Source organism: Desulfovibrio desulfuricans, assembly GCF_004801255.1.
Lineage (GTDB): Bacteria > Desulfobacterota > Desulfovibrionia > Desulfovibrionales > Desulfovibrionaceae > Desulfovibrio > Desulfovibrio desulfuricans_C.
Genome location: NZ_CP036295.1, coordinates 2,440,983 through 2,465,254 on the forward strand (window position 1 = coordinate 2,440,983; position 24,272 = coordinate 2,465,254).

16 protein-coding genes and 2 pseudogenes are annotated in these 24,272 nt (G+C 60.1%); 5 read left to right on the plus strand and 13 right to left on the minus strand.

The window, feature by feature from the left end:
• Nucleotides 1–97 precede the first annotated feature (97 nt).
• The 7 genes from DDIC_RS10215 to DDIC_RS10245 form a co-directional block, all read right to left on the minus strand.
• Nucleotides 98–1,387 (minus strand): lytic murein transglycosylase, encoded by a 1,290-nt coding sequence (locus DDIC_RS10215; RefSeq protein ID WP_136400339.1) that lies wholly within the window; start codon nt 1,385–1,387, stop codon nt 98–100.
• A 2-nt stretch (nt 1,388–1,389) separates the two neighbouring features.
• Nucleotides 1,390–2,082: a LexA family transcriptional regulator gene (locus tag DDIC_RS10220; protein ID WP_136400340.1), complete on the minus strand. Its 693-nt coding sequence runs from the start codon at nt 2,080–2,082 to the stop codon at nt 1,390–1,392.
• Nucleotides 2,083–2,118: 36 nt separating this feature from the next.
• Complete coding sequence (gene hflC / locus DDIC_RS10225) at nt 2,119–2,967, minus strand: protease modulator HflC (protein ID WP_136400341.1); 849 nt, start codon at nt 2,965–2,967, stop codon at nt 2,119–2,121.
• Nucleotides 2,967–4,127: an FtsH protease activity modulator HflK gene (hflK, locus tag DDIC_RS10230; RefSeq protein ID WP_136400342.1), complete on the minus strand. Its 1,161-nt coding sequence runs from the start codon at nt 4,125–4,127 to the stop codon at nt 2,967–2,969. The genes hflC and hflK overlap by 1 nt, the downstream gene beginning before the upstream one ends.
• A 426-nt stretch (nt 4,128–4,553) precedes the next feature.
• Entirely contained in the window at nt 4,554–4,811 is a 258-nt protein-coding gene (locus DDIC_RS10235; RefSeq protein WP_136400343.1) for a hypothetical protein, read from the minus strand.
• Between the two features lie 72 nt (nt 4,812–4,883).
• Entirely contained in the window at nt 4,884–5,462 is a 579-nt protein-coding gene (locus DDIC_RS10240; protein ID WP_136400344.1) for a tetratricopeptide repeat protein, read from the minus strand.
• On the minus strand, nt 5,462–6,484 hold the full coding sequence (locus DDIC_RS10245) for a glycosyltransferase family 2 protein (protein ID WP_136400345.1): 1,023 nt from the start codon (nt 6,482–6,484) through the stop codon (nt 5,462–5,464). Before DDIC_RS10245 ends, DDIC_RS10240 begins: the two co-directional genes overlap by 1 nt.
• A 172-nt stretch (nt 6,485–6,656) precedes the next feature.
• Between DDIC_RS10245 and DDIC_RS10250 the strand changes: the two genes are divergently transcribed.
• The 5 genes from DDIC_RS10250 to DDIC_RS10270 all read left to right on the plus strand — a co-directional run bounded on the left by DDIC_RS10250 (nt 6,657) and on the right by DDIC_RS10270 (nt 15,760).
• Nucleotides 6,657–7,739 (plus strand): glycosyltransferase family protein, encoded by a 1,083-nt coding sequence (locus DDIC_RS10250; RefSeq protein WP_136400346.1) that lies wholly within the window; start codon nt 6,657–6,659, stop codon nt 7,737–7,739.
• Between the two features lie 249 nt (nt 7,740–7,988).
• Nucleotides 7,989–9,272: a metallophosphoesterase family protein gene (locus DDIC_RS10255; protein WP_136400347.1), complete on the plus strand. Its 1,284-nt coding sequence runs from the start codon at nt 7,989–7,991 to the stop codon at nt 9,270–9,272.
• Complete coding sequence (locus tag DDIC_RS10260; protein ID WP_136400348.1) at nt 9,272–13,249, plus strand: AAA family ATPase; 3,978 nt, start codon at nt 9,272–9,274, stop codon at nt 13,247–13,249. The genes DDIC_RS10255 and DDIC_RS10260 overlap by 1 nt, the downstream gene beginning before the upstream one ends.
• Before the next feature lie 358 nt (nt 13,250–13,607).
• Nucleotides 13,608–14,000 carry a squalene cyclase gene (locus tag DDIC_RS10265; protein WP_136400349.1) on the plus strand — a complete coding sequence of 131 codons (393 nt, stop codon included), beginning with the start codon at nt 13,608–13,610 and terminating at the stop codon, nt 13,998–14,000.
• A 179-nt stretch (nt 14,001–14,179) separates the two neighbouring features.
• Complete coding sequence (locus DDIC_RS10270) at nt 14,180–15,760, plus strand: outer membrane homotrimeric porin (RefSeq protein ID WP_247647452.1); 1,581 nt, start codon at nt 14,180–14,182, stop codon at nt 15,758–15,760.
• A 176-nt stretch (nt 15,761–15,936) separates the two neighbouring features.
• Here the strand turns inward: DDIC_RS10270 and DDIC_RS10275 are convergent, their stop codons facing one another.
• From DDIC_RS10275 to DDIC_RS10295, 6 genes and pseudogenes are all read right to left on the minus strand, one after another.
• The gene (locus tag DDIC_RS10275) at nt 15,937–16,242 is read right to left on the minus strand and encodes a rhodanese-like domain-containing protein (RefSeq protein WP_136400351.1); all 306 of its coding nucleotides are present in this window, start codon (nt 16,240–16,242) and stop codon (nt 15,937–15,939) included.
• Nucleotides 16,243–16,307: 65 nt separating this feature from the next.
• Nucleotides 16,308–17,597 (minus strand): chromate efflux transporter, encoded by a 1,290-nt coding sequence (gene chrA / locus DDIC_RS10280; protein ID WP_136400352.1) that lies wholly within the window; start codon nt 17,595–17,597, stop codon nt 16,308–16,310.
• Nucleotides 17,598–17,800: 203 nt separating this feature from the next.
• Nucleotides 17,801–19,003, minus strand: a pseudogene (locus DDIC_RS10285) (methyl-accepting chemotaxis protein); the annotation flags it as partial.
• A 42-nt stretch (nt 19,004–19,045) separates the two neighbouring features.
• A pseudogene (locus DDIC_RS14205) lies at nt 19,046–19,570 on the minus strand (MCP four helix bundle domain-containing protein); the annotation flags it as partial.
• Nucleotides 19,571–20,093: 523 nt separating this feature from the next.
• On the minus strand, nt 20,094–22,259 hold the full coding sequence (locus tag DDIC_RS10290) for a RelA/SpoT family protein (RefSeq protein WP_136400354.1): 2,166 nt from the start codon (nt 22,257–22,259) through the stop codon (nt 20,094–20,096).
• Nucleotides 22,260–22,481: 222 nt separating this feature from the next.
• Nucleotides 22,482–24,134: a peptide-binding protein gene (locus tag DDIC_RS10295; protein WP_168732533.1), complete on the minus strand. Its 1,653-nt coding sequence runs from the start codon at nt 24,132–24,134 to the stop codon at nt 22,482–22,484.
• Between the last annotated feature and the right edge of the window lie 138 nt (nt 24,135–24,272).

The following is a 24,272-nucleotide window of genomic DNA, read 5'->3' on the forward strand; positions in this document are numbered from 1 at the left end:
GTTATCGCAACATGTTCAACGGGCTACAGCCGCAAAAAAGCCATCCCGCCCCCTCGCGACGGGAACGGGATGGCCAAAAAAAGCGGAGACAAACCGCTTAGCGGGCGGGCTTTACGGGCCTGGCCGACTTGGCGGCGGCCGGTTTGGCAGTCTTGGCAGGAGCGGGCGCGGCCTTGGCGGCGGTCTCCGGCGAAGGAGCGCCGTTTACCATGTCCGACAGGGCCAGAATGGTGTTGGCATAGATATCCGCATGGTTGTAGGCCATGAGCAGCTGATGCTGCCGTGTGCGGGGCAGGCCGGGCTTCCAGCCGTGCTTGGCCAGATAATTGGAAAGGCTGGCTACCGCGTCGGGCACGGTGAACAGATCCACCTTGCCGTCGCCGTCGCCGTCCGCGCCGTAAGTGGCGATGTTGGACGGCATGAACTGGCACAGGCCCACAGCTCCGTAGATGGAGCTCGGCAGGTGGTGCGGATCGATGTTGTCGCGCAGCATGTGTTCCACCAGCGCCTTCACTTCCTTGTAGGCCCAGTCAGCCCGCTTGGGCATGATGTCGGCAAACCAGTCGAGATGCTCCTGGTAGCCGGGCATGCGCGGCAGCCATTCGGGGATATCAGAGGGCTGACGCGTCACGGCCATGCTGGCAAGGGTATAAAAGGCGTTTTCCGGCACGTCGGCCAGCACTTTGCCCAGGCGCGTTTCCACAAAGAGCAGCGAAACCGCGATGGACGGAGGCACGCCGTAGCGGGCGTTGGCCTGGTCAAAGGCCCGCTTGTTCTGCGCCACAAACTGGCGGCACAGCTGGACGTTGGCCTCTGTGAGCACGCCTTTGTAATAAAGGGCGGCCGGAGCTGTGGACGGCGGCTTGGGGAAAAACTTGCGATTGTACAGCTCGCGCATTTTTCTGCCCATGGGCGACTGCGTGGGCGTAGGGTTGAGCGTTGCCAGCAGGGCGTTCACGCGCGGACCCGAGAGCCCGTCGGCGGCAAGTCGTGCGGCAAGGGGCTGCCACACGGGGGCCACCGCGCCGTTGCCAGCCATTTGCTGCGCCTGGGCAGACGCGCCATAACCATAGGGCTGGCCCTGGGGCTGCCCGTAGGTGGGGGCGGCGTTGTCCCCGGCATAACCGGGGGCGGCATAGCTCTGCGGGGCCTGCGGCGCCCCCTGCGACGGAACCTGAGGCGAAGTATAGGGCGTCGTGTAGGCAGGCGCAGCCGCTGGGGGAGAAGACGGCAGGTCGTAAGACGTAACGCCGTCTCCCCCGCGTGCGGGCGAAGATGCCGTCTGCGCGCCGCCGCAGGCGCACAGCAGCAAACATCCCGCAAGGCTGCAGACTGTCCAGATTCTTCGACAAAAGTATTGAGCGGCCAAGGCTGGCTGGTGCGTCATTGCTATACTTCCTGCAGCACCCACGAGACACGGCCAAGCATACGCCTGGTCAGAAGGCTGGCAGCCAGCTGCGTTTCAGGAAAGGCCGCAGCCTCTGAACGCAGCACATAGCCGTCCTGGGTGCTGTTCAAAAACACCCTGCGCAACACCACGCCCTCGTTGGGGGCAAAGATGGCATACACGCGGCCAGAGACCACATCTGTATCCATGGTGTCCACGCCCACATGGGCCCCTTCGGAAATAAGAGGGGCCATGTTGGCGCCGCGCACGCGCAAAACCTGCAGGCCGTCGCGGGTAAGCGACAGCGGCAACGATATTTTGCCCGCCAGGGCAAGGGTGGGACGCGGAGCGTCATCGCTGTAGACGCACTTGGCGTCGTAGACCGAGTGAATACCGCCCCGCGCCATGGCATCGCCATAGTGGGCAGCGGTCTCGGCCAGTGCGGCCGGAGCGTCTTCGGGAACGTAACCCTGCTCGGTGCGCAGGTACATGGGGCCAACGCCCTGCTTGAGCCAGTCGGGGTTGAGGCCGAACTTCTCAAACAGCTTCATGAACCAGTCACCAGGCACGGAATTGCGCCGCTTCGCATCTGAAATACTGGACTGACGGATGTCCAGAACCTCGGCCAGTTCAACCTGTGTACGGCTGTTGGTGGCGAGCTTGATGCGCTCATATATTTCTGCAAAACCGGGCATAACTCTTCGACTCCTGGCGTGGACGCAATCCACGCATCAATGTTGCTGATTAAGCAATGGCGTTTCGTTAGAAAGCACCATTTTACTGTTTTCTTTTAACGACTTGCGCATGGCATCAAGCCAGCGCTGGTAGGCGTAGAACTGGGGGGCCTTGTTGTAAGCCTGCGCGTAAGCCGCCGCAGCCGTGGCATCGCCCTTTCCGCGTTCTATTTGCGCCGCACGCGCCGCCTCCGCCAAGATAACCGCCCTCTGGCGGTCAGCATCAGAACGGATACGCGTCGATTCCTCCTCGCCTTCCGAGCGGTACTGTTTTGCCTGCCGCTCCCGTTCAGCCCGCATGCGACCAAAGATCGCGCGCTGGTTTTCCGGCGGCAGGTCGGTGCGCTTGATGCGCACATCGAGCACCTCTACCCCGTAGCCATGCATAAGGTCTGAAACCTTGTTGGTGACTTCCTTCATGATGGCAGCCCTGTGCGAAGATACAACCTCTGTAAGGGTGTACGCGCCAACAAGCGCCCGCAACTGCGAATAGACAACGTCGTCCAGACGCGCCTGCGCGCCTGGTATGGAGCGCATGGTGCGGTAAAACTGCAAGGGGTCGATGATTTTCCACCGCGCGTAGTTGTCGAGCACAATGGCCTTTTTATCTACGGTAAAAGCCTCGCGGGACCTCGCTTCATAATCCAGGACACGCGCGTCGAAATAAACCACGTTCTGGATAAATGGAATTTTAAAATGCAGGCCAGGCCCGTACACGCGCGAAAGCGGCTCGCCCAGCTGCAGCACCAGCGCCTTCTGGGTCTGGTACACGGTAAAAAAACCCTGATTGCCGATTATGATGAGCACCAGAGCCACAATAGTAAGCACCAAGGGATTTTTGCTCATTATTTTTTCTCCAGCGTCTTGGGCGAAGCGGGAGCGCCGAGACCGGGCAGGGTGAGATAGGGCAAGGCACGCCCGGCTGCCGGGCTGTCCATAAGCACCTTTTCGCCTGCGTTGGAAAGGATTTCTTCAATCGCTTCGTAGTAGAGCCGCTGCTCTGTGACCTTGGGGGCCTTGTCGTGCTCTACGCGCAGGGCGTCAAACCGTGAGGCGTCGCCCTCGGCAGTACGCACGCGCGTTGCGCTGTAAGCCTCGGCGTCGTTCACCATGGCGGCCGCCTGACCTCTTGCCTTTGGCAGCAGCTCGTTGCGGTAGGCCTCGGCCTCGTTGATTATGCGGCTTTTGTCCTCGCGGGCGCTGGCCACGTCTTTAAAGGCGTCGATAACTTCCTGCGGGGGGTGCACGTCCTGCAGCTGCACGGCCAGCACCTGTATGCCCGCGCCGTAGCGATCAAGCACGGTTTGCAGCAGGTGCGTGGCTTCGCTCTGGATTTTAAGCTTGCCGTCGGTGATGGCCGAATCGATCAGGCTGTTGCCGATAACCTCACGCATGGCGGCCTCTGCAGCATTGCGCACCAGCGCGGCCGGGGCCGTGACGTTAAAGAGGTAACCCACAGGATCGCTGATCTTGTACTGCACGCTGAACTGCACGTTGACGATATTTTCATCGCCCGTGAGCATGGAGGCTTCTTCCGGAACGGTACGGACCTGCCCCTGCTGGAACGTGGCCGTCTGTCCCACGGAACGAAAGCCCACTTCACCGCGCAAAACCTGCGTTACCTGCGGCTTGTATACTGATTCGATAGGAACTGGCCACGCATAATGCGGGCCAGGGCCCTCAGTGCGGTCGTATTTGCCAAACCGCAGCACCACGCCCTGCTCGTCAGGGTTGATAATGTATATGCCCGAAAGCAGCCACAGGCCCACTATGGCAAAAACAACCAAAAATGCGGTCCTGCCGTTGGGGAAGCGCATCCGGGCAAGTTTGGCAAAAGGGTTTTCGTTGCCCGGACCACGTCCGTTGTTAAACGGCGTACGGCGGGCACGAGGGGCTTCTTCCTCCCGCTCCGTGTCGTCAGAATCAAAATCCTGAGGAGGTCGGGGCGGGGGGTTGGAGCCCTGCTTCTGTCTTTTTTCCTGAAGTTTGTCCCAGTCCCAATTCATGACGCAAGCGTATCCTTTAAAAATGTGCGGCCCCGTTGCCGATCAGAGAGAGATCAGTCAGCAAGCCACTGAGTATTTTGAAAAAAAAGGAGAATCTAAACATGGCACTATTGCGGTGTAAACAACAAAGACCTGCCACCCATTCTAAACGGGCATCTTGTAAAATATATGCAAAGTCTGAAACAAAGTCAACATAACGTTGCGAATCAGTATGTTTTAAAGGGCTAAGACATACATTACGGGTAATTGCAATTTAGCAATCAGAGCAGACACGTGCCCTGCTTGTGGGGATCATCCCCGCTGTGCCGTGAAAATAGGATAAGGCAATTTTTTTATCTCCTGGACAAAAACGCGGACGGCTGCAGTTTGCGCAAAAAACCGTTCGGACGCAAGGCGTACTGGCAGTCGGGGCTTGCGCCCTGACTGCTAGTACGCCAGAGAAACTGCGGCGTTTTTGTCCATGTTTACGCTGGGGCTGCGCAGCGCGGGTCCGGCCAGGGGCACAACCCGCACGGCGCTGACTACGTCGGCCCGTACGTCAAAGCCCGGCGTAAAGGCCAGATCGCCGCTTTCGCCCAGGCTTTCGCCACGCCAGAGCGTGACGGCAAAAAACAGCGCACAGCCAAGCAATGCAGCGCTCAACGCCATATAGGGAACCGATTTAGCGCGATTCTGCCTGATCATGACGACTCCTTGCGGCAGCTTTTGCCGCCGCCAAGTTTTCGTCATTTGATGCAAAAAACGCGCCGGGCAGGACTACTGGCGCAACCGCGTGCACTCCTCGAGGATACGCGCAAGCTCGGCGTCGTCGGGCATTTCCTTGAGGCCCGTGCGGGCATGCCCGATGGCGCGAACATATTCGCCAGCGTCCATCATGGCTCTGGCCATCATGCCAAAGATGGCATTTTCGTCCTTATAATGCTTTAGCGCCTCGGCAAAACAGGCGTCAGCCTCCGACGGCTTGCCCTCGGCCAGAAATTTTTTCCCGTCGCTGAAGCAATGGTCGAGGTTGAGCTTGCGCTGCAGGGCCAGCTGATATTCCTCTTCTTTTTCCTGGCCTTTCATGGCCCGGTAAAACTGCGAGAGCCGCTGCAGCAGTTCCTTTTCGCCGCCGGGCGAATAGCCGCTTACCGGCGCGCCCGCCGCCTTGAGGTCGGGGTCTGCGGCAAGCTCGGCAAGCGCGGCGCGAAAATCGCCGCGCAGATCAAGGGGCGCGCTCTGCCCGCCCAGTTCTTTGAGGGCCGAAATAATCAAAAACAGCGCCCTTTCCGTGTCGTGGCGCGAGCAACAGGCCTTGGCCCGGCCCAGGTCTTCCCTGATCTTGCGTGCGTTCATCATAGCCCCTGATTGTTGTTTGCCGCCTGGGCGTGCATGGTCAGCACCCGCCGCATGGCCTCCGCCGTGTCGCCGTCCAGCTGGTACGACATGACGTAGTTCCTGAAGCGGGCGTTCAACCCTGCCGCCACATGGGCAAGATCACGCTGAAATTCCTTGTATTCACGCCGCTCCGCCAACCGCACCCTGCCCTGGCCGTCCACATCCTCAACGGCGTACCGCCTGAGAGGAACCAGCGAGCGCAGGCCCGAAAGGTAAAGAATCTTGTTCATAAACAGCCTGCCCATGCACAGGTTGTCCCTGATAACCAGCTCACGGTGCAGTCTGCGTTTGTCTATGCCCCTTGCGGCGTACGTATCGCGAGCGTCTTCGCCTTCCCTGATGTTCTCAAAATATTCCGGTCCGAGGTAGTAGTACTGCGGCAGGCCCGCCGCCTGCATGCGTAGCCCGTAGTCGCCGTCTTCGCCTCCGTAGAGGCCGTATTCCTCATTCCAGCAGCCAAGCTTTTGGGCGACGGTCTGCGGCACGAGCACCGCCTGACCGGGCAGGTTGCCCAGACACAGGCCAAGCTCGCCGTGGGGCGTCTGCTGGCTGCCTGGCGCTTTGCGCAGCATTTCACGGTTAAAGGCTCCCCCAAGGTTGGAGACTGGCTGCCCGTGGCTCCACAGTGCCAGCAGGTCGCGCAGCCAGTGCCGCCGCACCATGGCCGTGTCGTTGTCGAGCTTCATGTACAGCGGCGCGGGCGCAAGCTCCCACCCCACATTGGCCGCGCAGGCCACGCCCATGTTGCGCGGCAGCAAAAACAGGTGGTCGATAACCCCATCGCCGCGCAGGCGCAGCAGAGTTTTGACCAGATCAGGCTCGCTGCCGTTATCCACCACCGTGATGCAAAACGGAACCTCGCGCGAAGTTTCGGACAGGGCGCGGATAGCGCGCTCTGTGGCTGCGGGCCTGTTAAAAACAGGGATGGTCACGTTGCAGAGCGGGCCGGTCAGGCTCGCCCCAGTACTGGACTCGTGCATGTGTGCTCCGCTGGCGCAGGTGCGCCGCCGCCTGCCTTGGCAGCCGACAATGTAGCGCGATGGTAGATAACAGGCCCGCAGCCGTCAAGACAGACAATTGACGCTCACGCCCGGCATTGGTAGGCTTGCCGCCGCAAACCCGCCGCCTTTTGCGGCTGGACAAAGGAGCACCATGGCGCGCGTACTTTACGGCATTCACGGCACAGGCCACGGGCACGCCATGCGCGGCCTGACCATAGCCCGCCGCCTTTCACGACACGAATTCCTTTTTGTGGCGGACGACGACGCCCCAAAAGTTCTTGAGCCGGAGTTTCCCGTGCGCCGCCTGCCCAACCTGGGCACAGTGTTTAAAAACTACAAGGTGGACATGGCGGCCACCATTGCCAGGGCCGTCCCCCTGCTCTGGCGCAGGCAGCGCTATATTGACCAGGTTTCGCGCCTGATTGATGAATTCAAGCCCGACGTCTGCATGACCGACCTTGAGTATTTTGTGCCGCGTGCGGCGGAAAAGGCCGGTCTGCCCTGCCTGACGCTCGACCACCAGCACGTCATCACCTGCTGCAGGCACAACCTGCCGCCTGACATGTGGTGGGACACCTTTGTGCAGGGTCTGACCCCGCGCTATCTCTTTCGCCCCACTGCCGAAAACCTCATCATCTCCTTTTACGCGCCGCCAGTGCTGCCCCGGTACAAGGCCCGCGTGGCCCCGCCCATTCTGCGCGACAGCGTGCTGGCCCTCAACCCGCGCGACGACGGGCACGTGCTTGTGTACCAGAGCAATTCGACCCATCGCAAGCTTGTGGACTTTTTACGCGCCGCCACGCGTAAAACCTGCTATGTTTTCGGCTATGACCGCACCGAAGGGCAGGAGGACAACGTGGTCTTTATGAGCAAGAGCGAAGAGGGCTTTTTGCGCCTGCTCGAAAGTTGCTCCTATGTTGTTCAGGGCGGCGGGCACACTCTCATGGGCGAAGCCCTGCACCTGGGCAAGCCTATCCTCACCCTGCCGCTCAAGGCCATGGTGGAGCAGCGCTTTAACGCGCTGTACATCGAGCGCCTGGGCTACGGCATGCAGGCCGACATGCACACGCTCGAACCAGAGCTGCTGCGCCGATTTGAGGCCAACCTGCCCGCCTACAAGGCGGCCATCGCCGCAGGCTCGTTCTGCGGCAATGAAACTGTATTCGGCCTGGTGGACCACTTTATCCGCACCGGCTCCCTGCCGGAACACGGCAACCCCGCCGTGCAGGAATAATCCCGCCAGCCCGCAAACTGGCCATATCAGGGCCGCGACCGCCTGACCTTTCGCACGTGGATGGCCCGGCGGCGCGGCTTTTCTGCCGCCCTTAACACAGTTCTGGGAGCTGCGGGGGCGAGGCGCAACCCGTTTTGCCGGCACGGTCTTGTTTCAGGCATCGTAATTTGGCGTCGCGCTTGTCATTTATTTTGAAAAAGTCTAGATTTCAGCAATATTTTTCCTCCAATCCATAAACGAGGCATTCGCATGGACGGCATCCGCTATATTCACGCCGCCGATCTGCATCTGGACACGCCGTTTCAGGGGCTTTCACGCTCGGCGTCGCAGGGCGCACATCTGGCCCGTCTGCTGCAAGAGGCCACCTTTAAGGCCATGGAACGCCTTTTCCGGCTTTGTGAAACAGACAAGCCGGATTTTCTTGTTCTTGCGGGCGACGTCTATAATGAAGAAAACCACAGCGTCAAAGCCCAGCTCAAGCTGTGCGACGGCTGCCGCCGTTTGCGCGATGCAGGGGTGCGCGTGTTTTTGGCCCACGGCAACCACGACCCGCTCTCCTCGCGCCTGGCCGCCATACAGTGGCCGGACAACGTCACCATTTTCGGGCCGGATGTCGAAAGCCACACGGTTGAAAAAAATGGCAAAATCGTGGCCGTGGTCCACGGCATCAGCCATGCAAAAATCAAGGAAGGCCGCAATCTGGCCCGCCTTTTTCGGCGTGACCAGCAGCACGACTGCTTTCAGCTGGGCGTACTGCACTGCACCGTCGAGGGCCAGAGCAAGGCCGACCGCTACGCCCCCTGCGCGCTGGACGACCTGAAAAACGCCGGGCTGGACGCCTGGGCGCTGGGGCACGTGCATGAGCGGGCAACGCTGAGCACGACCCCGTTGATCGCATACAGCGGCAACGCTCAGGGCCTGCATGTCAACGAGCCTGGGCCGCGCGGCTGCCTGCGGGTTGCCGCCAGCCCGCAGCCCGATGGCGGCTATGCCTGCCGCGAGGAATTTGTGCGCCTCGGGCCGGTGCAATGGACCAAGGTGCAGGTTGACCTCGACGACGTGGCCCACCTCAATGATGTGGAAGGCCGCATGACACGCGCCCTGGAAGAAGCCGCCGAGAGCACCGACCCCGGTTGCGAAGCGCTCATCGCCCGGGTGGTTCTGCGCGGGCGTACCCCGCTTGACGCCGCCCTGCGCGACGCCGCCAATCAGGAGGATCTGGCCGAACGTCTGACCCACCTGCAAACCTCCACCCCCAGCGTCTGGCTCAAGGATATGGTGGCGGAAACCAGCCCGGCCATAGACCGCGCGCAGTATCTGCAGCGCGAGGATCTGCTGGGCGAGGCCCTGCGCCTGGCCGACCGCATGTCGCAGGGCGGCGAAACCCTGCACGCGGTGGCCGCCCCGGCGCTCAAGCAGCTCTACGAGCACGGCCAGCTGCGCCACATACTTACCCACCCCGACGATGAGCGCATGCGGGCCCTGCTGGAAGAGGCCGAACGCCTGTGCACCGATCTTCTGGAGGCCCGCTGATGTATATCCAGTCCTTCCACATGGACGGTTTCGGCATTTTCTCGGACGTGAGCGTCGAAAATCTTTCGCCGGGTCTTTCCATCTTTCTGGGAGAAAACGAGGCGGGCAAGTCCACCTGCCTGGAATTTTTGCGCACCATGCTCATCGGCTACCCCGACCCGCGCAACAAGGAATACAAGCGTATCCCCGGCCCCCTGCGCGGCGGCCAGCCCGGCGGCAGCATGGAGCTGCGCAGCGACGAGCACGGCATCATGCGGCTTACCCGGCGGCCCGGCAGCAACGGCGGCGTGCTCACCCTGACCGATGCCGGCGGCAAGGCGCTTGAGCACGACACGCTGCGGCAAATGCTGTTTGGCGTCAGCCGCGAGGTATACCGCAATGTCTTTGGCTTCAGCCTGACCGAGCTTGAAGACCTCAACAGCCTGACCGACGACGGCGTGCGCAATGCCCTGTACGGCGCAAGCTTTGGCCCGGGGCTGCGCTCGCCCGGCGAGGCGCTCAAACAGCTGGACAAGCAGGCCGACGAAATTTTTAAAAGCGGGGGCAGCAAGCCGCCCCTCAACGCCGCCCTGCGCCAGCTCGGCGAGCTGCGCCAGCGCAAGGCGCTGCTTGAGCAGGAAAGCGCGGGCTACGACAGCATGGCCATGGATCTGACCGAAAAACGCGAGGCCCTTGCAGACCTGCGCCACCGCAAACTGCAGCTTGAAGAAGAGCGTCGTATCCTCGAGCGCCGTCTTGGGGTGTGGCTGCAGTGGAACGAATGGCGTATGACGGGCGCGCGGCTTGAACGCCTCGACCCCATCAGCGCTTCCTTTCCCGAAAACGGCAGGGAGCGACTGGCCCGTACGCAGGAGGCCCGCGAGGGCTGCGAACGTCAATGGGCCGCGCAGATGGAAAAACTCACGCGCCTGCGTCAACGTCGAGACGGCATTGAAATCAGCCAGCCGCTGCTGGAGGCCCTGCCAGCCCTGCGCCGCATGGCCGAGCGCAAAAGCGGTTTCCGTCAGGCGCTGCTGGCCATGCCCGCGCAGGAGGAAGCCCTGCAACGGTCGCAGGAGGATCTGAGCCGCGAGCTTTCGCGCCTCGGGCCCGACTGGACCTGCGACCGCATCCGCGCTACCGACCGCTCGCTCTTTGCCCGCGAAGATCTGGAACGCCAGGGCAGGGAAATGCGCACTGCGGGCTCTGCCCATCAGGCCGCCGTGGACAGCCTTACCCAGGGCAACCGCGAGGTGGAAAGCGCCGAACGCGAGGTAGCCTCCAACTCTGCCGCCCTTGATCTGCTGCCCGTGCCGCCCGCCGCGCTGGACGACGAGGCCCGCGACAACCTTAGGCAGTCGCTGGCCCGGCAGGAGGAAGCCCGCCGCCAGCGCCCCTTGCGGCAGCGCGCCGTACAGGAGGCAAAAACAACATTTTCCCGTGCCTTCAACCCCTTGCGTCTGGTCGCAAACGGCGCGGGCGACAGCACCCAGGCAGAATCGCTGCTTGACGCCCTGCTTGCCCGGCAGGAGGAGGCTCTGGCCCTCGCCGCCGAAGTACAGGACAAAATGCGTCAGTCGGAGGACGCGGCGCAAGAGGTGCGGCAGGCCGAGGAGCAGGTGGCCGCTGTCAAGGCCCGCACCGAGGCCCTGCGCGAAGAACAGCGCCACGCCAACGGTCCCAGCCGCGAAGACCTGGACGGTCAGACCCTTGCCCTGCGCAAGCTGCGCGCCCTCTCGGCCAACCTGACCACAGAGCGCGAACGGCTTGAGGATCTCACCGGGCGCATCGGCAACGAGCCGCCCGTCGCGCGCGTAAGGAACATCCCCCTGCTGGTGCTGGGCATTGCTTTTTTTGTCGGCGGGGCGGCCATGCTTTTGGCCTTCTGGCGCATGGGCATCTCCAGCATTACGCTGTCGCCGGGCATTGACCTGCCCGTGAACCTGTGGTCGGGCTACCTGCTGCTGCTCTGCGGCGTGGGTTTTCTGGCTGGCGGCGTGCCGCACACCGGCGCCGAGGCAAAGCGCCGCAAACAGGAGCATATTCAGCTGCTCGGCAGGCGCGACGCCTGCGCCGCCCATGTGGCGGAGCTGGACGAGCAGGCCCGCCAGTTGTGCATGGCGGCAGGCGTACAGAGCATGGACCTTGTGACCCTCGAAGCCCGCGAGGTGCTGCTTGAGCACGAACGCGAACAGTGCTTTGAGGAGGAGCGCGCCCGCAAGGACATGGACGAGCTCAAGCACGCCATGGATCTGGCCCGCACCGAGGTAAGCAAGCGCCAGGCCGTGCGGGCGGAGGTCGAAGGCGTTGTGCAGCAGACCCGCCGCCGCTGGCACGAATTCATGCTGGCCCTGCATGTGGCCAATGTTCCTTCGCCCGAAGGCGCGGCGGCTTTTTTTGCCAGGGCGGAATCCGCCCGGCTGGCCTTTGGCGCAGTGGCAGCAGCCGATGCGGAGCTGCGCACCCTCGACGACGACCTGCGCCAGACCGAAGGACGCATGCGCCTTGTGCCCGCCGTGGCCGAGCGCCTGCCCGCCAATGCCGATTCGGACACTCTGGCCGAAGCCGTGCGCCAAGTGCTCGAATCGTGCCGCGAGGCCGATGCGGCGCGCGAGCTGCGCATCAAGGCCGAGGCGGCGTTGCAAAACTCGCAGAGCGAGCTGCAGCGCGCCCGCACCCGTCAGGCCGAAGCCAGCGCAGAGCTGCGTCAGGCGCAGGAGAGGCTCAACGAGGCCCGCACCCAATGGGCTGCCTGCCTGCAAGACCTGGGGCTCGGTACCGATCTTGAGCCAGAGACCGTGCGCGAAGCCCTCAAGTATATGGAAAACAGTCTGGCCGCCGAGGCTGCGGTGCACCGCGCCCAGTCGCAGCTCAACCAGAGCCGGGCGGAGCTGAACGCCCTGCGCGACCCGCTGCAGGCGCAACTGACCGAGCTTGGCATTGCGCCGCAGCTGGACGCAGACAACCAGCCCGACTGGCTGCTCAGCCTCGAGGCCGCCCAGGAGGCCGCCGAGGCCATGGCCCAGGCTCATGCCCGCCGCCGCAGCCTTGACCATGAAGTGGCGGAGATGGAGGACGAGGCCCGCGCAGCCGAGGCCGCCCTTGAAAGCGCCCGCAGCGCCGAGCGCTCGTTGCTGGCCATGGCCGGTGCGCACGACGCGGAGGAATTTTTGCGTCAGGCGGCCCTGCACGAAGAGCTGCGCACCCTCACCCTGCGCAGACAGAATCTGGAAGACTCCCTGCGTCTGGCGGCGGACAAGACCCCCCTGCAGGAGTTTATTGATTCCTTCGGGCATGAAGACCAGGAGAGTCAGGAACGCCGCTGCGCCGCCATCAGCGAGGAGCTTGCCGGTTTGCAGGAGCAGGAGGAAAACCTGGTCAAAAAAGTGGCCGACCTGCGCAACAAGGTCGACGCGCTCTCCCGTACCGACGAACTCTCGCAGCTTCTGCAGCAGGAGGCCGCGCTTGTGGAGGACATGGAGCGCATGGCCTTTGCCTGGAGCCGCATATCCCTTGCCAGAAGCATCCTCGAGACGGCCAAACGCACATTTGAACAGGAGCGCCAGCCCGAGGTCATCCGCCTTGCCTCCAGCATCTTTACGCGCATCACCGGCCAGCGCTGGCGCGGCATAAACGCCTCGCTCGAAGATTCCAGCCTGGCCATACTGCCACCGCAGGGCGAACCCATCAGCCCCGAAAACCTCAGCCGGGGCGCGCGCGAGCAGGCCTACCTGGCCCTGCGGCTGGCGTACATAAAAAACCACGCCCTGCACGCAGCCCCCCTGCCCGTCATCATGGACGAGGTACTGGTCAACTTCGACCCGCAGCGGGCGGAGCGCACGGCGCGGGCCTTTGTGGAGCTGACCGGCGGCGGTCAGGGCAAGGCCCACCAGTTGCTCTACTTTACCTGCCAGCCGCACATGGCCGAGCTGCTGCGCAAGGCAGAGCCGCAGGCGGCGCTGTTCCAGGTACAGGACGGCAGCATCAGGGCCGCATAGCCCCAACCATATTACCTTCTGCACACTGCGGCGGGCGTTTCCTTGAAGCGTCCGCCGCGCCATTTTATGCCCCAAGCCGCCCAGCGCCCTGCCTCTGGGGCCTGCGCACTCGCCAGCAGAGAGCCTGACGGCCTGCCGGGCATGCCTTCTTGCGCCAGATAAGCGGCGCTTCTTTGCTGGGTTAAGCAACTCCTTTTTATTCAGAATGTTAGAAAAAATTCAATTTTTTGTACATTTTTTATGTTTAATTTCAGTATGATATAAATTGAAGTTGAAAATTAATTTCATTTTTATTGACACGTATGTCCGCCTGTGCCAGTGTACCGCCATGCACATTCAGCCAAGCGGAGAAAAAAATATGGATCAGCAACAGGTGTTTACCGACCACGCAGGACTCACCCACCGTTTCAGCCACGACAACCTTCACATATCCGTTTCATCCCGCTTTGATCCTCCCCAGGCCAATGCCCTCATCAAGCTGCTGCAGTGCAATCAGGCCAACTGCAAAAGAATTTTTATCGATGTGCGGCACGTAGCCGACCCGCACCCTTCAGCCGTTGACGCCCTCAAGACCTCGCTGCTGCTGGGCGGCCTCAGCACTGAACGCATTGTCTTTAAGGGCAAAAGCGGCTTTGACATGGCCGTTACCGGCAACCGCGTGCTTATTGAGCAAAAAAAGGAGCACGTCTGCAAAGGCAACTGCGCCAACTGCAAATGCGGCCATCACAAACACCATCAGGCGGATAACTGATCAGGCCGGTTTTCGGCTGCGGGCGGGGCCTCGGCAGGGGGTCCCGTTCATGATCCGTACCGCACGCATAACGCGTGCGCCGCAGCGGGCTGTGACCGTCGCGGCAAAAGCGCAAACCCATTACGCAGGAGCAAGTAATGACGTTACAAGAAAGGAAAGGTCTAAACAGGTTTAAAAAAATGTGCATGGTCACGCTGCTGGCGGCGGGAATGCTGGTTGGCGCGGCGGGGGGGACCAGAGCCATCGAATTTAAGGCCCAGGGCGAATGGCTTGTCGGCTTTGGGGTGGCAGACACCGCGCTGACCAAGTCCGCCAAGGATATGGACGGCAACAAAACCAAGACCAATACGGACGACCAGTTTGCCGCGTCGCAGCGCATACGCCTGCAGCTGGACGCCGTGGCCTCCGAGGCGCTTTCGGGCACGGTGTACTTTGAAATCGGAGACCAGCACTGGGGCAAGGCCGACGAGGGGGGCGCGCTGGGCGCTGACGGAACCAACCAGATCAAGGTGAAAAACGCCTACATCGACTGGCTGGTGCCCCAGACCGAAGCGCGTCTGCGCATGGGCCTGCAGACCACCACCCTGCCCAACGTGGCGGGCGGCTCGGCCATCATGGACTGCGATGCCGCAGCCCTCACCGCCAACTACAAGTTCAACGATACCGTCAGCCTGAGCTTTATGTGGGCGCGGCCGGTCAACGACAACTTCAACAACAGCTACATCGACCTGGCCAACAACAAATCCAGCACAGAAAAAGTCAATTACCTCGACAACATGGATTTGTTCATGCTCTCCATGCCCTTGCACTTTGACGGCGCGGACATCACCCCCTGGGCCATGTACGGCATGCGCGGCAAAAACGCCCTGCGCGGGCTTGAAGCCGTCAACGACGCCGAACCGTGGGAAACCAGCGACGGCAAGCTGGGCCTGACCCTGCCCGGCCTGACCCCCGGCTTCAACTACGCGGGCAGCACCCCCCTCACGGCTTCCTCCACCAGCAAGCAGTACGGCTCGCAGTTCTGGGCGGGTTTGCCCGTGGCCATCACCATGTTCGACCCCCTGAACATCGAATTTGACATCAATTACGGTTATTCCGAGGCCATGGGCCGCTACGACGTGCTCAAACGCGGCGAGGAAACCGTGCGCGGCAGCACAGGCCGTCAGGGATGGCTGGCCAAGGCCCTTGTGGAATACAAGATGGACTGGGCCACCCCCGGCATTTTTGGCTGGTACGCCAGCGGCGACGACGGCAACATCAAAAACGGTTCAGAGCGCATGCCCTCCATTGCCGGGGCAGGCAACTTCACCTCGTTTATCGGCGACGGCAACCTGTCGTGGACGCCCAACAACGGCGGCTGCGACATGAGCATGAGCTACGCCGGAACCTGGGGCATCGGCGCGCAGCTGAAGGACATGAGCTTTCTGGAAAACGTCAAGCATACCTTCCGCATGGCGTACTGGGGCGGCACCAACGCCCCCTCCATGGTCAAATACATGAAGGAAGCCTCCTCCTGGCAGGGCGGCTACGGCGGCGACGGGCCTTACCTGACCACCAACGACGGGTTGCTTGAATTCAACCTGGTGAACACATGGCAGGCCTACGAAAACCTGAGCGTGAACCTTGAGCTTGGCTACATCGCCAACATGATCGACAAGGACACCTGGAAAAAGACCGGCTACAACAACGGCGCCGGCAACGGCAGCTTTGAAAAGCAGGACGCCTGGAAGGCCCAACTCTTCTTCCAGTACAGCTTCTAACCTTTTGCCTGCCGCTAGCGCCGATTCCTTCCCGGCGCGCAGACTTCGCCGCTTCCGCCAGCCGGAAGCGGCGTTTCACTATGGCGGACGGTTTGCTGCGGCTTGCGGCGACGGTTAAGCCGCAACAGGCTGCGCGCGGACAATGCGGCGGGCACGGGCCAGATCCAGCCTGGCCGCTATTGCGCGGCGTTGCCCCAGGCGGCAAGGCCGCCCTCAAGATACCGCACGTCAAAACTCTTCTGGCTCAGGCTGTTGTGAACAGCCTTGCTCACAGAGCCTCCGCGCGCGCAGTAAATGACAACGGGTTTGTCCGTGGGCAGTTGCGCGGCCCAGGCCTCGACCTGCTCCGGATCATGCCAATCTGCCCCGGGGATGGTACGGGGGTCGGCCTCATAGTCCGCCCTGCGCCGCACATCGCACACGGTTGCAGCCTTGCGCGCCAGCAGCTCCTTAAGTTCCTGCGGTAAAAGCGTTTCGCTCATATGTCCTCCCAGTTGGTGGGTTGCACAGTGTCGGCCGTAACGGCCCAGTTGCAACGGGTCGCCCGTCAGACCATTTGCCACAGCAGACCGGCCAGCCCGCTCAGCCCCACCAGCGCGTGCATGGAAAGTTTAAAGCGCACCAGGGCCACAAGCGCGGCCACGGCGATCAGCACGGCAAAGACGTCAAAGCCGGTGACGGGAAAAAACGTGTTCCAGGCAAAATACACGCCGATCTTGAGCACCACGCCCACCACTGCGCCGGATATGCCGGTAAGCGCGGCATTGAGTTTTTTGTTGGACGTGATGGCCTCAATGTATGGCGCACCTGCAAATATAAACATAAAACTTGGCAAAAACGTGGTGAATGTGGTGAGCAGCCCGCCAGCAATGCCCGCAGTCAACGGGGTCAGGTTGCCGGGCTGGTTCCAGGCGGCGATAAAGCCCACAAACTGCGTCACCATGATCAATGGTCCGGGGGTTGTTTCCGCCAGCCCAAGGCCCAGCAGCATGTCCTTTTCCGTCAGCCAACCCAGGCTGACCGCGTGCTCCACTATGTAGGCAAGTACGGCGTATGCCCCGCCAAAGGTCACAAAGGGGGCTTTGCTAAAAAATACGCATATCTGCGAGAGCATGTCGGCCATGCCCAGAGAGGCAAAAACGGGCGCGACAACGGCCAGCCAGATCAGGACAAAAATACCCGTCACTTTAACAAGGTGCGACAGCGGCGGCAGGTTGGTGAATGTCTCCGGCTCATCAAGCAGACATTCGTTGGTGCCCGGCTTTTTCTGACAAAATATATCTGGCCGCAGCCGCCCAAGAACAACCCCGGCAAGCCCTGCCAGCACAACAATGACGGGAAACGACACGCCAAAAAACTGGCCGAGCGCAAAGGATCCGCCTGCAAAGGCATACAACGCCGGGTGCCTGAGCGATTTTTTTGAAAGCCTGATGAGCGCTTCAATAACAATGGCTACAACGGCCGCCGCTATTCCGTGAAAAATTCCGGCCACAAGGGGAACCTGCCCCTTGGCTGCCGCCAGCCACGAAAGAAACAGCATCAAGAACACCGAGGGCAGCAAAAAGCATATCCCCGCTATGGTTCCGCCCCAGTATCCGTTAAGCCGCCAACCAATGTACACCGCCAGCTGATGAGCCTCCGGCCCTGGCAGCAGCATGCAAAAGTTGAGGGCACGCAAAAAAACCTTTTCACTGATCCAGGCCCTGCCGTCCACCAAGTTTTTGTGCATCATGGCGATCTGCCCCGCAGGACCGCCAAAATTGATAAATCCCAGTTTGAACCAGTAAAGGAATGCCTGTCGCAAGGAAACCTGGGGGGCGGCATCATTTTCGCTCATGCACGATCCTTTGCCTGTCAGGCTGGGGGACTAAACGGAAAGAACAACGTTTTGACTACCACGCCGGGGAGAGTACCTTACACTACTATCCGTAGCGCGGTAGATCAAGGGGCTTTGGCACATTGCGCGGCAGTTCAAGGCTGGCGCTGCAAAAAAAGGCCGCCCGGCAGGGGCGGCCTGTAGATACTGCGGGCGCGAGGCGATTATCCCTGGTTTTTCATCTCGCCGATAAGTTTCTGCAACGCCTGCGACTGCTGGGCCAGATCAACCACAGCCCTTGAGGCCTGCTCCATCGCCTGGGCAGTCTCGGCCGAAATGCTCGAAATCTGATCGACAGAACGGTTTATCTCCTCACTGGCCGCAGATTGCTGTTCACTTGCGGTAGCGATGGACTGCACCTGATCATTGACCAGCTGAACATACTCAAGAATATTTTTCAGCGATTCGCCCGACTGCACAGAGAGTGTTGTGGCCGCCTCAATGGCTACGCCGCTCTGCTCGACATTCTGGATGTTCTTTGCGGTGCCGGCCTGGATCTCCTTGATGGCCCGGCCCACCTCCTGAGTTGCCGTCATGGTCTTTTCCGCCAGTTTGCGCACCTCGTCGGCCACCACGGCAAAGCCGCGCCCGGCGTCGCCGGCGCGGGCGGCCTCAATGGCGGCGTTGAGTGCAAGCAGGTTGGTCTGGTCGGCAATATCGGCAATGACGCCCATGACCTGCCCGATGCTTTCCGCCTGCTTGCCCAGGGCATCCATGTCCTGCTTCATGGCAATAGATTGCGTGTGCACCGTGGATATGCCCTTGACGGCATCGTTGACTATCTGCGCGCCTTCTATGGCCTGCTTTTTGGCGTTGTTTGACACATCGGCAGCCTGCTGGGCGTTTTTGGCAACTTCCAGCACAGTGGCGTTCATCTCTTCCATGGCGGTTGCGGTTTCGCGCACGCGGCCAGACTGTTCGTCAGCGCCGCGACTGGACTGTTCTATCTGGGCAGACAGTTCTTCTGAGGCGGACGTGATAATTTCCACCACGCCTTCAAGCTGCCGCGCAGCCTGAAGCATGCCCTCGGCCTTGGCGCGCTCGGCCTGACGGCGGGCTTCTTCCGCCTCGGTCGTGGCCTTTTGGGCGCGCTCGGATTCTTCCCGCGCCTGCTGGCTCTTTTCATCAGCCTCGGCAATTTTGCCCTTGAGCGTGGCGACCATTCGCTTCATGGCTCCGAAAACGCCGATATCGGGCCGCGCGGGGTTAAACTTTGCTTCCAGGTCGCCGCCGGCAATCTGCAGGGCCAGCTCGGAAAGCGCAATCGGCTCGTCGCCAAGCTGGCGCAGCATATTGCGCGAGATAACATAGCCCAGGCCAAGGCCGATGAGGACAGACAACACCACGCCCGCGATGGTCATCATCCGTGCGGTTTCATAGTCCTTGAAGCTTGTGACGCTCAGTTCATGAGCGAATTCCAATTTTCTTTCGCCAATGTCCTGCAGATGATCAGCGAGTTTTCTTGCCAAGACCCGCCCCTGCGTTGACGACAACACTTGCGCCTGCTCATTCATTGCGGGGTCAGTCGTTTGGGCCAACGCCATGATCTTGTCATGCACGTTGCGCCATTCGCTGACCATGGCGTTCAGCTCCGAGAGCATCTGCGCGGCGGTCTGCGTGACAAAATAGCGAGGCATCTCTTTGAGGTGCCCATTTAATCTTTCATATTCTTTGTGCACATTATCCAGAGCCAGGCGGTTGCCTTCTTCCGTTGTGCTGATGATCAGGTTTTTTTCCTCACGGATAATCCGCAGGATGTCTATATTGAGCACACGGACAAGATTAAGACCCCGCATATGCATGGAGTTCAGTTCTTCAACATCAACGGCAAGCCTGTTCAGTTTATTGACGCCGTACATGCCTATAATCACTGTAAATAAACACAAGAGGAGACTTAACCCTGACAATTTCTGCATTGTTGTAATTTTAGGCATAACAACACCTTTTTTTGCATGTCAGTTTTGATCAGCGAAAGTATTCTATGACACGGAGATAGTTCACACATTTCATAATACGGACAAAATGTAAATTAATTTAGGTTATTTTAGATATATTTACCATTATTATTTCTTTAATTTAGCGTACGCATACAAACTATAATGGCGTAACAAAAACAAAGAAAAATATAATATTTTTAGTATATAAACGATTTAAAACAACAATATAAAACATATTTCCGTTTACAACATATACAATTGCGCCAATAAAATACAGAACATCTCTCAAGTAACCAATACAAATTTGCTCATACGTAAACATAGCTGCTTGAACCACATTTCACATTTAGTGGAGTACATTTTTTATGTGCCTTTTTGATCCTGGCTGGCCGCTTTATTATAAAGCAATGCGATATACGCAACCTGTTAGGCGCATAACCAGCCCCGCATGCCAAACAACGCAAAAAACCGGCCGTCTCGTTAGAAGCAGCCGGTTTTACACCATTGCCGGGCGCGGCGCCTATGTGGCGTCGACCTCCGTGTCGCGCACCACTTCAAATATGGGCGGCAGCACGCGTATGGCTTCGATAAGCTGATACAGCTGGGTGGCGTCGCGCACTTCGACGGTAAAACGCATCTTGGCGCGGCCATCCACCTGATTGTCCATATTCAGGCCGATAATATTGACGTTGTTGCGGGCCATGACCTCGGCAACCTTGGCCAGCACGCCCTGCTCGTTTTTGGCGATAATGAATATGCCCGCAGCGTAGGGCTTTTCTTCCATGCCGTCCCAGTGCACCGAGATAAGCCGTTCAGGCTCCATATTGGCCACATTGGGGCAGTCCGCCCGGTGCACGCTGATGCCGAGCCCCCGGCTGATATAGCCAATAATGGGGTCGCCAGGCACAGGGTTGCAGCACTTGGCAAAGCGCATGAGCACGCCGTCCACCCCGGATATGCCCACGCCCTCGCCCTTGCGCGAGGCGGCCTCCTTGCTCTCCTTGACCGTGGGCGGGGCAGGCTCGGCGGCAGTGGCGGCCTCGGGATGCAGCACTGCGTACAGGCGGTTAAGCACCTTGCGGGGCGTGGTGTGGGCGTAGCCCACGGCGGCCACCATGTCGTCCACGCTTTCAAAATTCATTTCCTGGGCCACAATGGCCAGGTGGCCCTCCTTGGTGGCGCGGCCCACGTTGAGGCTGACCTTGCGCCCTTCTTTTTCAAGCAGGTCGCGCCCCAGCGCCACGGCGTGCTCGCGCTCTTCGGTGCGCAGATAGTGCTGGATACGGCTGCGGGCCTTGGCGGTTTTGACTATCTTGAGCCAGTCGCGGTTGGGATTGCGCGTGGGGTCGGTAAGAATTTCGACCACATCGCCGTTTTTCAGCTCTGTGCCCAGGGGCATGAGGCGGCCATTGATTTTTGCGCCGCTGCAGTGCTGGCCCACCTTGGAGTGGATGACAAAGGCAAAATCGAGGGGCGTCGCGCCTTCCGGCAGTTCCTTGACGTCGCCGGCGGGGGTATAGATGTACACCTCGTCCTTGAACAGATCCATCTTGAGCGAATGCATAAACTCGCGGGAGTCCGTCTCTTCGCTCTGGCGCTCAAAAATTTCGCGCAGCCAGGCAAACTGCTCAAGGTCCTTGCTGTTGACGCGGCCTTTTTCCTTGTACAGCCAGTGCGCGGCCACGCCATGCTCGGCCTGCCGGTGCATCTCTTCGGTGCGTATCTGAATTTCAATACGCTCGCCTTCCGGCCCGATGACGGTGGTGTGCAGGCTCTGGTAGCCGTTGGTCTTGGGCATGGAAATGTAATCTTTAAAGCGCCCGTGCACGGGCCGCCACTGTGAATGCACAAGCCCCAGCACCGCGTAGCAATCCTTGATGTCCTGCACCAGCACGCGGAAGGCCATGATGTCGTGCATTTCATCCAGGGTCATGGACTGTGCCTGCATCTTTTTGTAGATGCTGTGCTTGTGCTTGATGCGCCCGTAAACCTGCCCGGTGATGTCGTTTGATTCCAGCAGATCCTGTATCAGCCCCACGACCTTGCCGATGATCTGCTTTTCCACAACCTGATGGTTGTCGAGCCAGTGCTCGATCTGGTTGTAGATGTCGGGGCGCAGATATTTGAAGCTCAGGTCTTCCAGGTCGCGCTTCATCACGTACAGGCCCAGCCGGTTGGCCAGGGGCGCGTAGATGTCCATGGTTTCCTGAGCTATGCGCTTTTGCTTGTGGCTTTTTTGAAAATCAAGCGTGCGCATGTTGTGCAGGCGGTCGGCCAGCTTGACCATAAGAACCCGCATGTCGTGGCTCATGGCCAAAATCATTTTGCGGATGTTCTCTGCCTGGGCTTCTTCCTTGTTTTCAAAGGTAATCTGGCTGATCTTGGTGACGCCGTCGACGATGTCGGCCACTTCTTCGCCAAAATTTTCGTCCAGATCTTCAATGGTGGCCTTGGTGTCTTCCACCGTATCATGCAGCAGACCGGCTGCGATGGTGGGCTCGTCAAAGCCCATTTCGGCCAGGATGCTGGCCACCGCCAGCGGGTGGGAGAGGTAAGGTTCGCCCGAAAGGCGGGTCTGCCCCGCATGGGCGGTGGCGGCAAACACATACGCCTTCTGGATCAGCTCCAGATCCGCGTTGGGGTTGCCTGCCGAAACCTTATCGAGAATTTCCTGAATACGAATCATGCGTAACATCCACCCACAGCGTAAAAAAATCTCTTCACCACGTGTGAAACTATGTTCCGACTGGCGCGGCCTTGTCAACGCTGCGAGCGGGCAACCCCCAAGAATACTGCGTCTGCACGCAGTATTGCAACTACCCGCAAGGGGCGCGGCTGACCTTGCCGCTCCCTGCGCGCCAGCCGCGGCCCCGCGCCGCAGGCAGTGCCGATGCCGACGCTCGCACGCTTAAGGCTGCATTTGCGGCTGTTGCAAGCTCTTGGGAATCCACCATTTTTCAAAATTATACATGATGCCCGCCAGAGCAGGCTCTATACCCTGAAAGCGCCGTTGCACCACGGGCAGGGCATAGGGCACAAACAAAAAGCAGTACGGCTGGTCGGCATCAAAAATTTCCTGAATCCGGTAATACAGCTCGGCCCGTTTTTTCTGGTCGGGCGTCGACTGCGCTTCTTCAAGCAGCCTGTCCACTTCGGGGTTGCGGTAGTGGGTAAAATTGAGGCCGCCCTCAAAGGTCTGCGACGAATGCCATACGGAATACAGATCCGGGTCCTGCGGGATGGTCCAGCCCAGGAGCACGGCGTCAAAGCGCCCCTTGTTGACAAATTCGCGGATAAAGGCCGCCCACTCCACAGTGCGGATACGCACGTCGATGCCGACCTCCCTGAGCTGCGACTGCATCACGGTGGCCGCAAGTATGCGCTGCTCGTTGCCCTGGTTGGTCAGAATGGTAAAGGCCAGAGGCTGGCCGCCGCGGTCAAGCACGCCATCGCCATCGTGGTCGGCAAAGCCCGCCTCGGCCAGCAGGGCGCGGGCGGCGGCCACATTTCTGGGCAGGGGCTTGAGCCCCGGATGATAGGGCCACGAGCCGGGCTTGAACGGCCCAAAAGCCGGAACTCCCTGCCCCAGCAGCACCCCCTTGATGATGCCGTCGCGGTCGATGGCCATGGAGATGGCCCGCCGCACCCGCTCATCCTTAAAAAACGGATGTTCGAGGTTGAACCCCAAAAAAATATAGACCGAGGCCAGATACCGAAACTTGTGAAACCTGTTTTGCCATTCGGGCCCAGAGGTCTGCCGCAGGTACTGCAGGGGCGAGAGGTCCATAACGTCCAGCCTGCCCGCGCGGGTTTCCATAAACATGGTGGCGTTGTCGGGTATGATTCTGTAGACCACCTCGTTTATGCGCGGCTTGCCCGCAAAATAGGTGGGCGAAGCTTCAAGCACGATGCGGCTGCCCGGCTCCCACGATTTGAGGCGGTAGGGGCCAGCGCCCATGGGCTTGCGGGCAAAGGGCGTTGAACGGATATTTTGCCCTTCCAGAATATGTTTGGGCAGGATGGGGTTCATCCAGGTGGAGACAGCCCGGGCAAAAAACTGGTCGTAGCGCACCTCAAAGGTATAGCGGTCGATGACGCGCAGGTCCTTGATGCGCAAAAAATCCTCGGCGTAAGGGCTGCCGGTGGCGGGGTCGGCTGCCAGCTTGCAGGTAAAGGCCACGTCATCCGCCGTGAGTTCCTGCCCGTCTTCCCACAGGATGCCCTTGCGCAGGGTAAAACGCATGAGCCTGCCCTCGTCCTCCATGCTCCACGATTCCGCCGCCCAGGGTTCTGCCTGCAGGTCTTTGTTGTAGCGCAGGGGGGCCACGTAGATGAGCTCGGCCACCTCATGCGAGGCGGAGTCGGAGGTAAGATAGGGAATAAGGTTTGACGCCTCGCCTATGGTTCCAAAAAAAATACTGCCCCCGTCGGAGGGGGGGCCGCTGGGCGCGGCGCTTTTTGCCAGATCCGCTCCGGTTTCTTCGGGCAGGTCGCCAGGAGAGGATGCGCAGAATGCGGGCAAGCTCCATAAACAGATAAACATCGATAAAATAATGCCCATAATACCCGCTTTTTCCCCGTAAAAAATCCTGTCTCGGCAGTAGGATATTGAGTCCAACATATTGATTGCGCGCTCAAAATTTATTTTTTTCATAAAAGAGACACATCATATTGCTTTCGCCCCCCAACCTGTGCTATT

What these genes read in the sequence shown, in the direction of transcription:
- DDIC_RS10240 (WP_136400344.1), bottom strand. Translation starts at nt 5,462, where the DNA reads ATGAACGCACGCAAGATCAGGGAAGACCTGGGCCGGGCCAAGGCCTGT.
- chrA (WP_136400352.1), bottom strand. Translation starts at nt 17,597, where the DNA reads ATGAGCGAAAATGATGCCGCCCCCCAGGTTTCCTTGCGACAGGCATTC.
- DDIC_RS10275 (WP_136400351.1), bottom strand. Translation starts at nt 16,242, where the DNA reads ATGAGCGAAACGCTTTTACCGCAGGAACTTAAGGAGCTGCTGGCGCGC.
- hflK (WP_136400342.1), bottom strand. Translation starts at nt 4,127, where the DNA reads ATGAATTGGGACTGGGACAAACTTCAGGAAAAAAGACAGAAGCAGGGC.
- DDIC_RS10270 (WP_247647452.1), top strand. Translation starts at nt 14,180, where the DNA reads ATGTGCATGGTCACGCTGCTGGCGGCGGGAATGCTGGTTGGCGCGGCG.
- DDIC_RS10260 (WP_136400348.1), top strand. Translation starts at nt 9,272, where the DNA reads ATGTATATCCAGTCCTTCCACATGGACGGTTTCGGCATTTTCTCGGAC.
- DDIC_RS10255 (WP_136400347.1), top strand. Translation starts at nt 7,989, where the DNA reads ATGGACGGCATCCGCTATATTCACGCCGCCGATCTGCATCTGGACACG.
- DDIC_RS10235 (WP_136400343.1), bottom strand. Translation starts at nt 4,811, where the DNA reads ATGATCAGGCAGAATCGCGCTAAATCGGTTCCCTATATGGCGTTGAGC.
- DDIC_RS10245 (WP_136400345.1), bottom strand. Translation starts at nt 6,484, where the DNA reads ATGCACGAGTCCAGTACTGGGGCGAGCCTGACCGGCCCGCTCTGCAAC.
- DDIC_RS10215 (WP_136400339.1), bottom strand. Translation starts at nt 1,387, where the DNA reads ATGACGCACCAGCCAGCCTTGGCCGCTCAATACTTTTGTCGAAGAATC.
- DDIC_RS10265 (WP_136400349.1), top strand. Translation starts at nt 13,608, where the DNA reads ATGGATCAGCAACAGGTGTTTACCGACCACGCAGGACTCACCCACCGT.
- DDIC_RS10250 (WP_136400346.1), top strand. Translation starts at nt 6,657, where the DNA reads ATGGCGCGCGTACTTTACGGCATTCACGGCACAGGCCACGGGCACGCC.
- DDIC_RS10220 (WP_136400340.1), bottom strand. Translation starts at nt 2,082, where the DNA reads ATGCCCGGTTTTGCAGAAATATATGAGCGCATCAAGCTCGCCACCAAC.
- hflC (WP_136400341.1), bottom strand. Translation starts at nt 2,967, where the DNA reads ATGAGCAAAAATCCCTTGGTGCTTACTATTGTGGCTCTGGTGCTCATC.
- DDIC_RS10295 (WP_168732533.1), bottom strand. Translation starts at nt 24,134, where the DNA reads ATGGGCATTATTTTATCGATGTTTATCTGTTTATGGAGCTTGCCCGCA.
- DDIC_RS10290 (WP_136400354.1), bottom strand. Translation starts at nt 22,259, where the DNA reads ATGATTCGTATTCAGGAAATTCTCGATAAGGTTTCGGCAGGCAACCCC.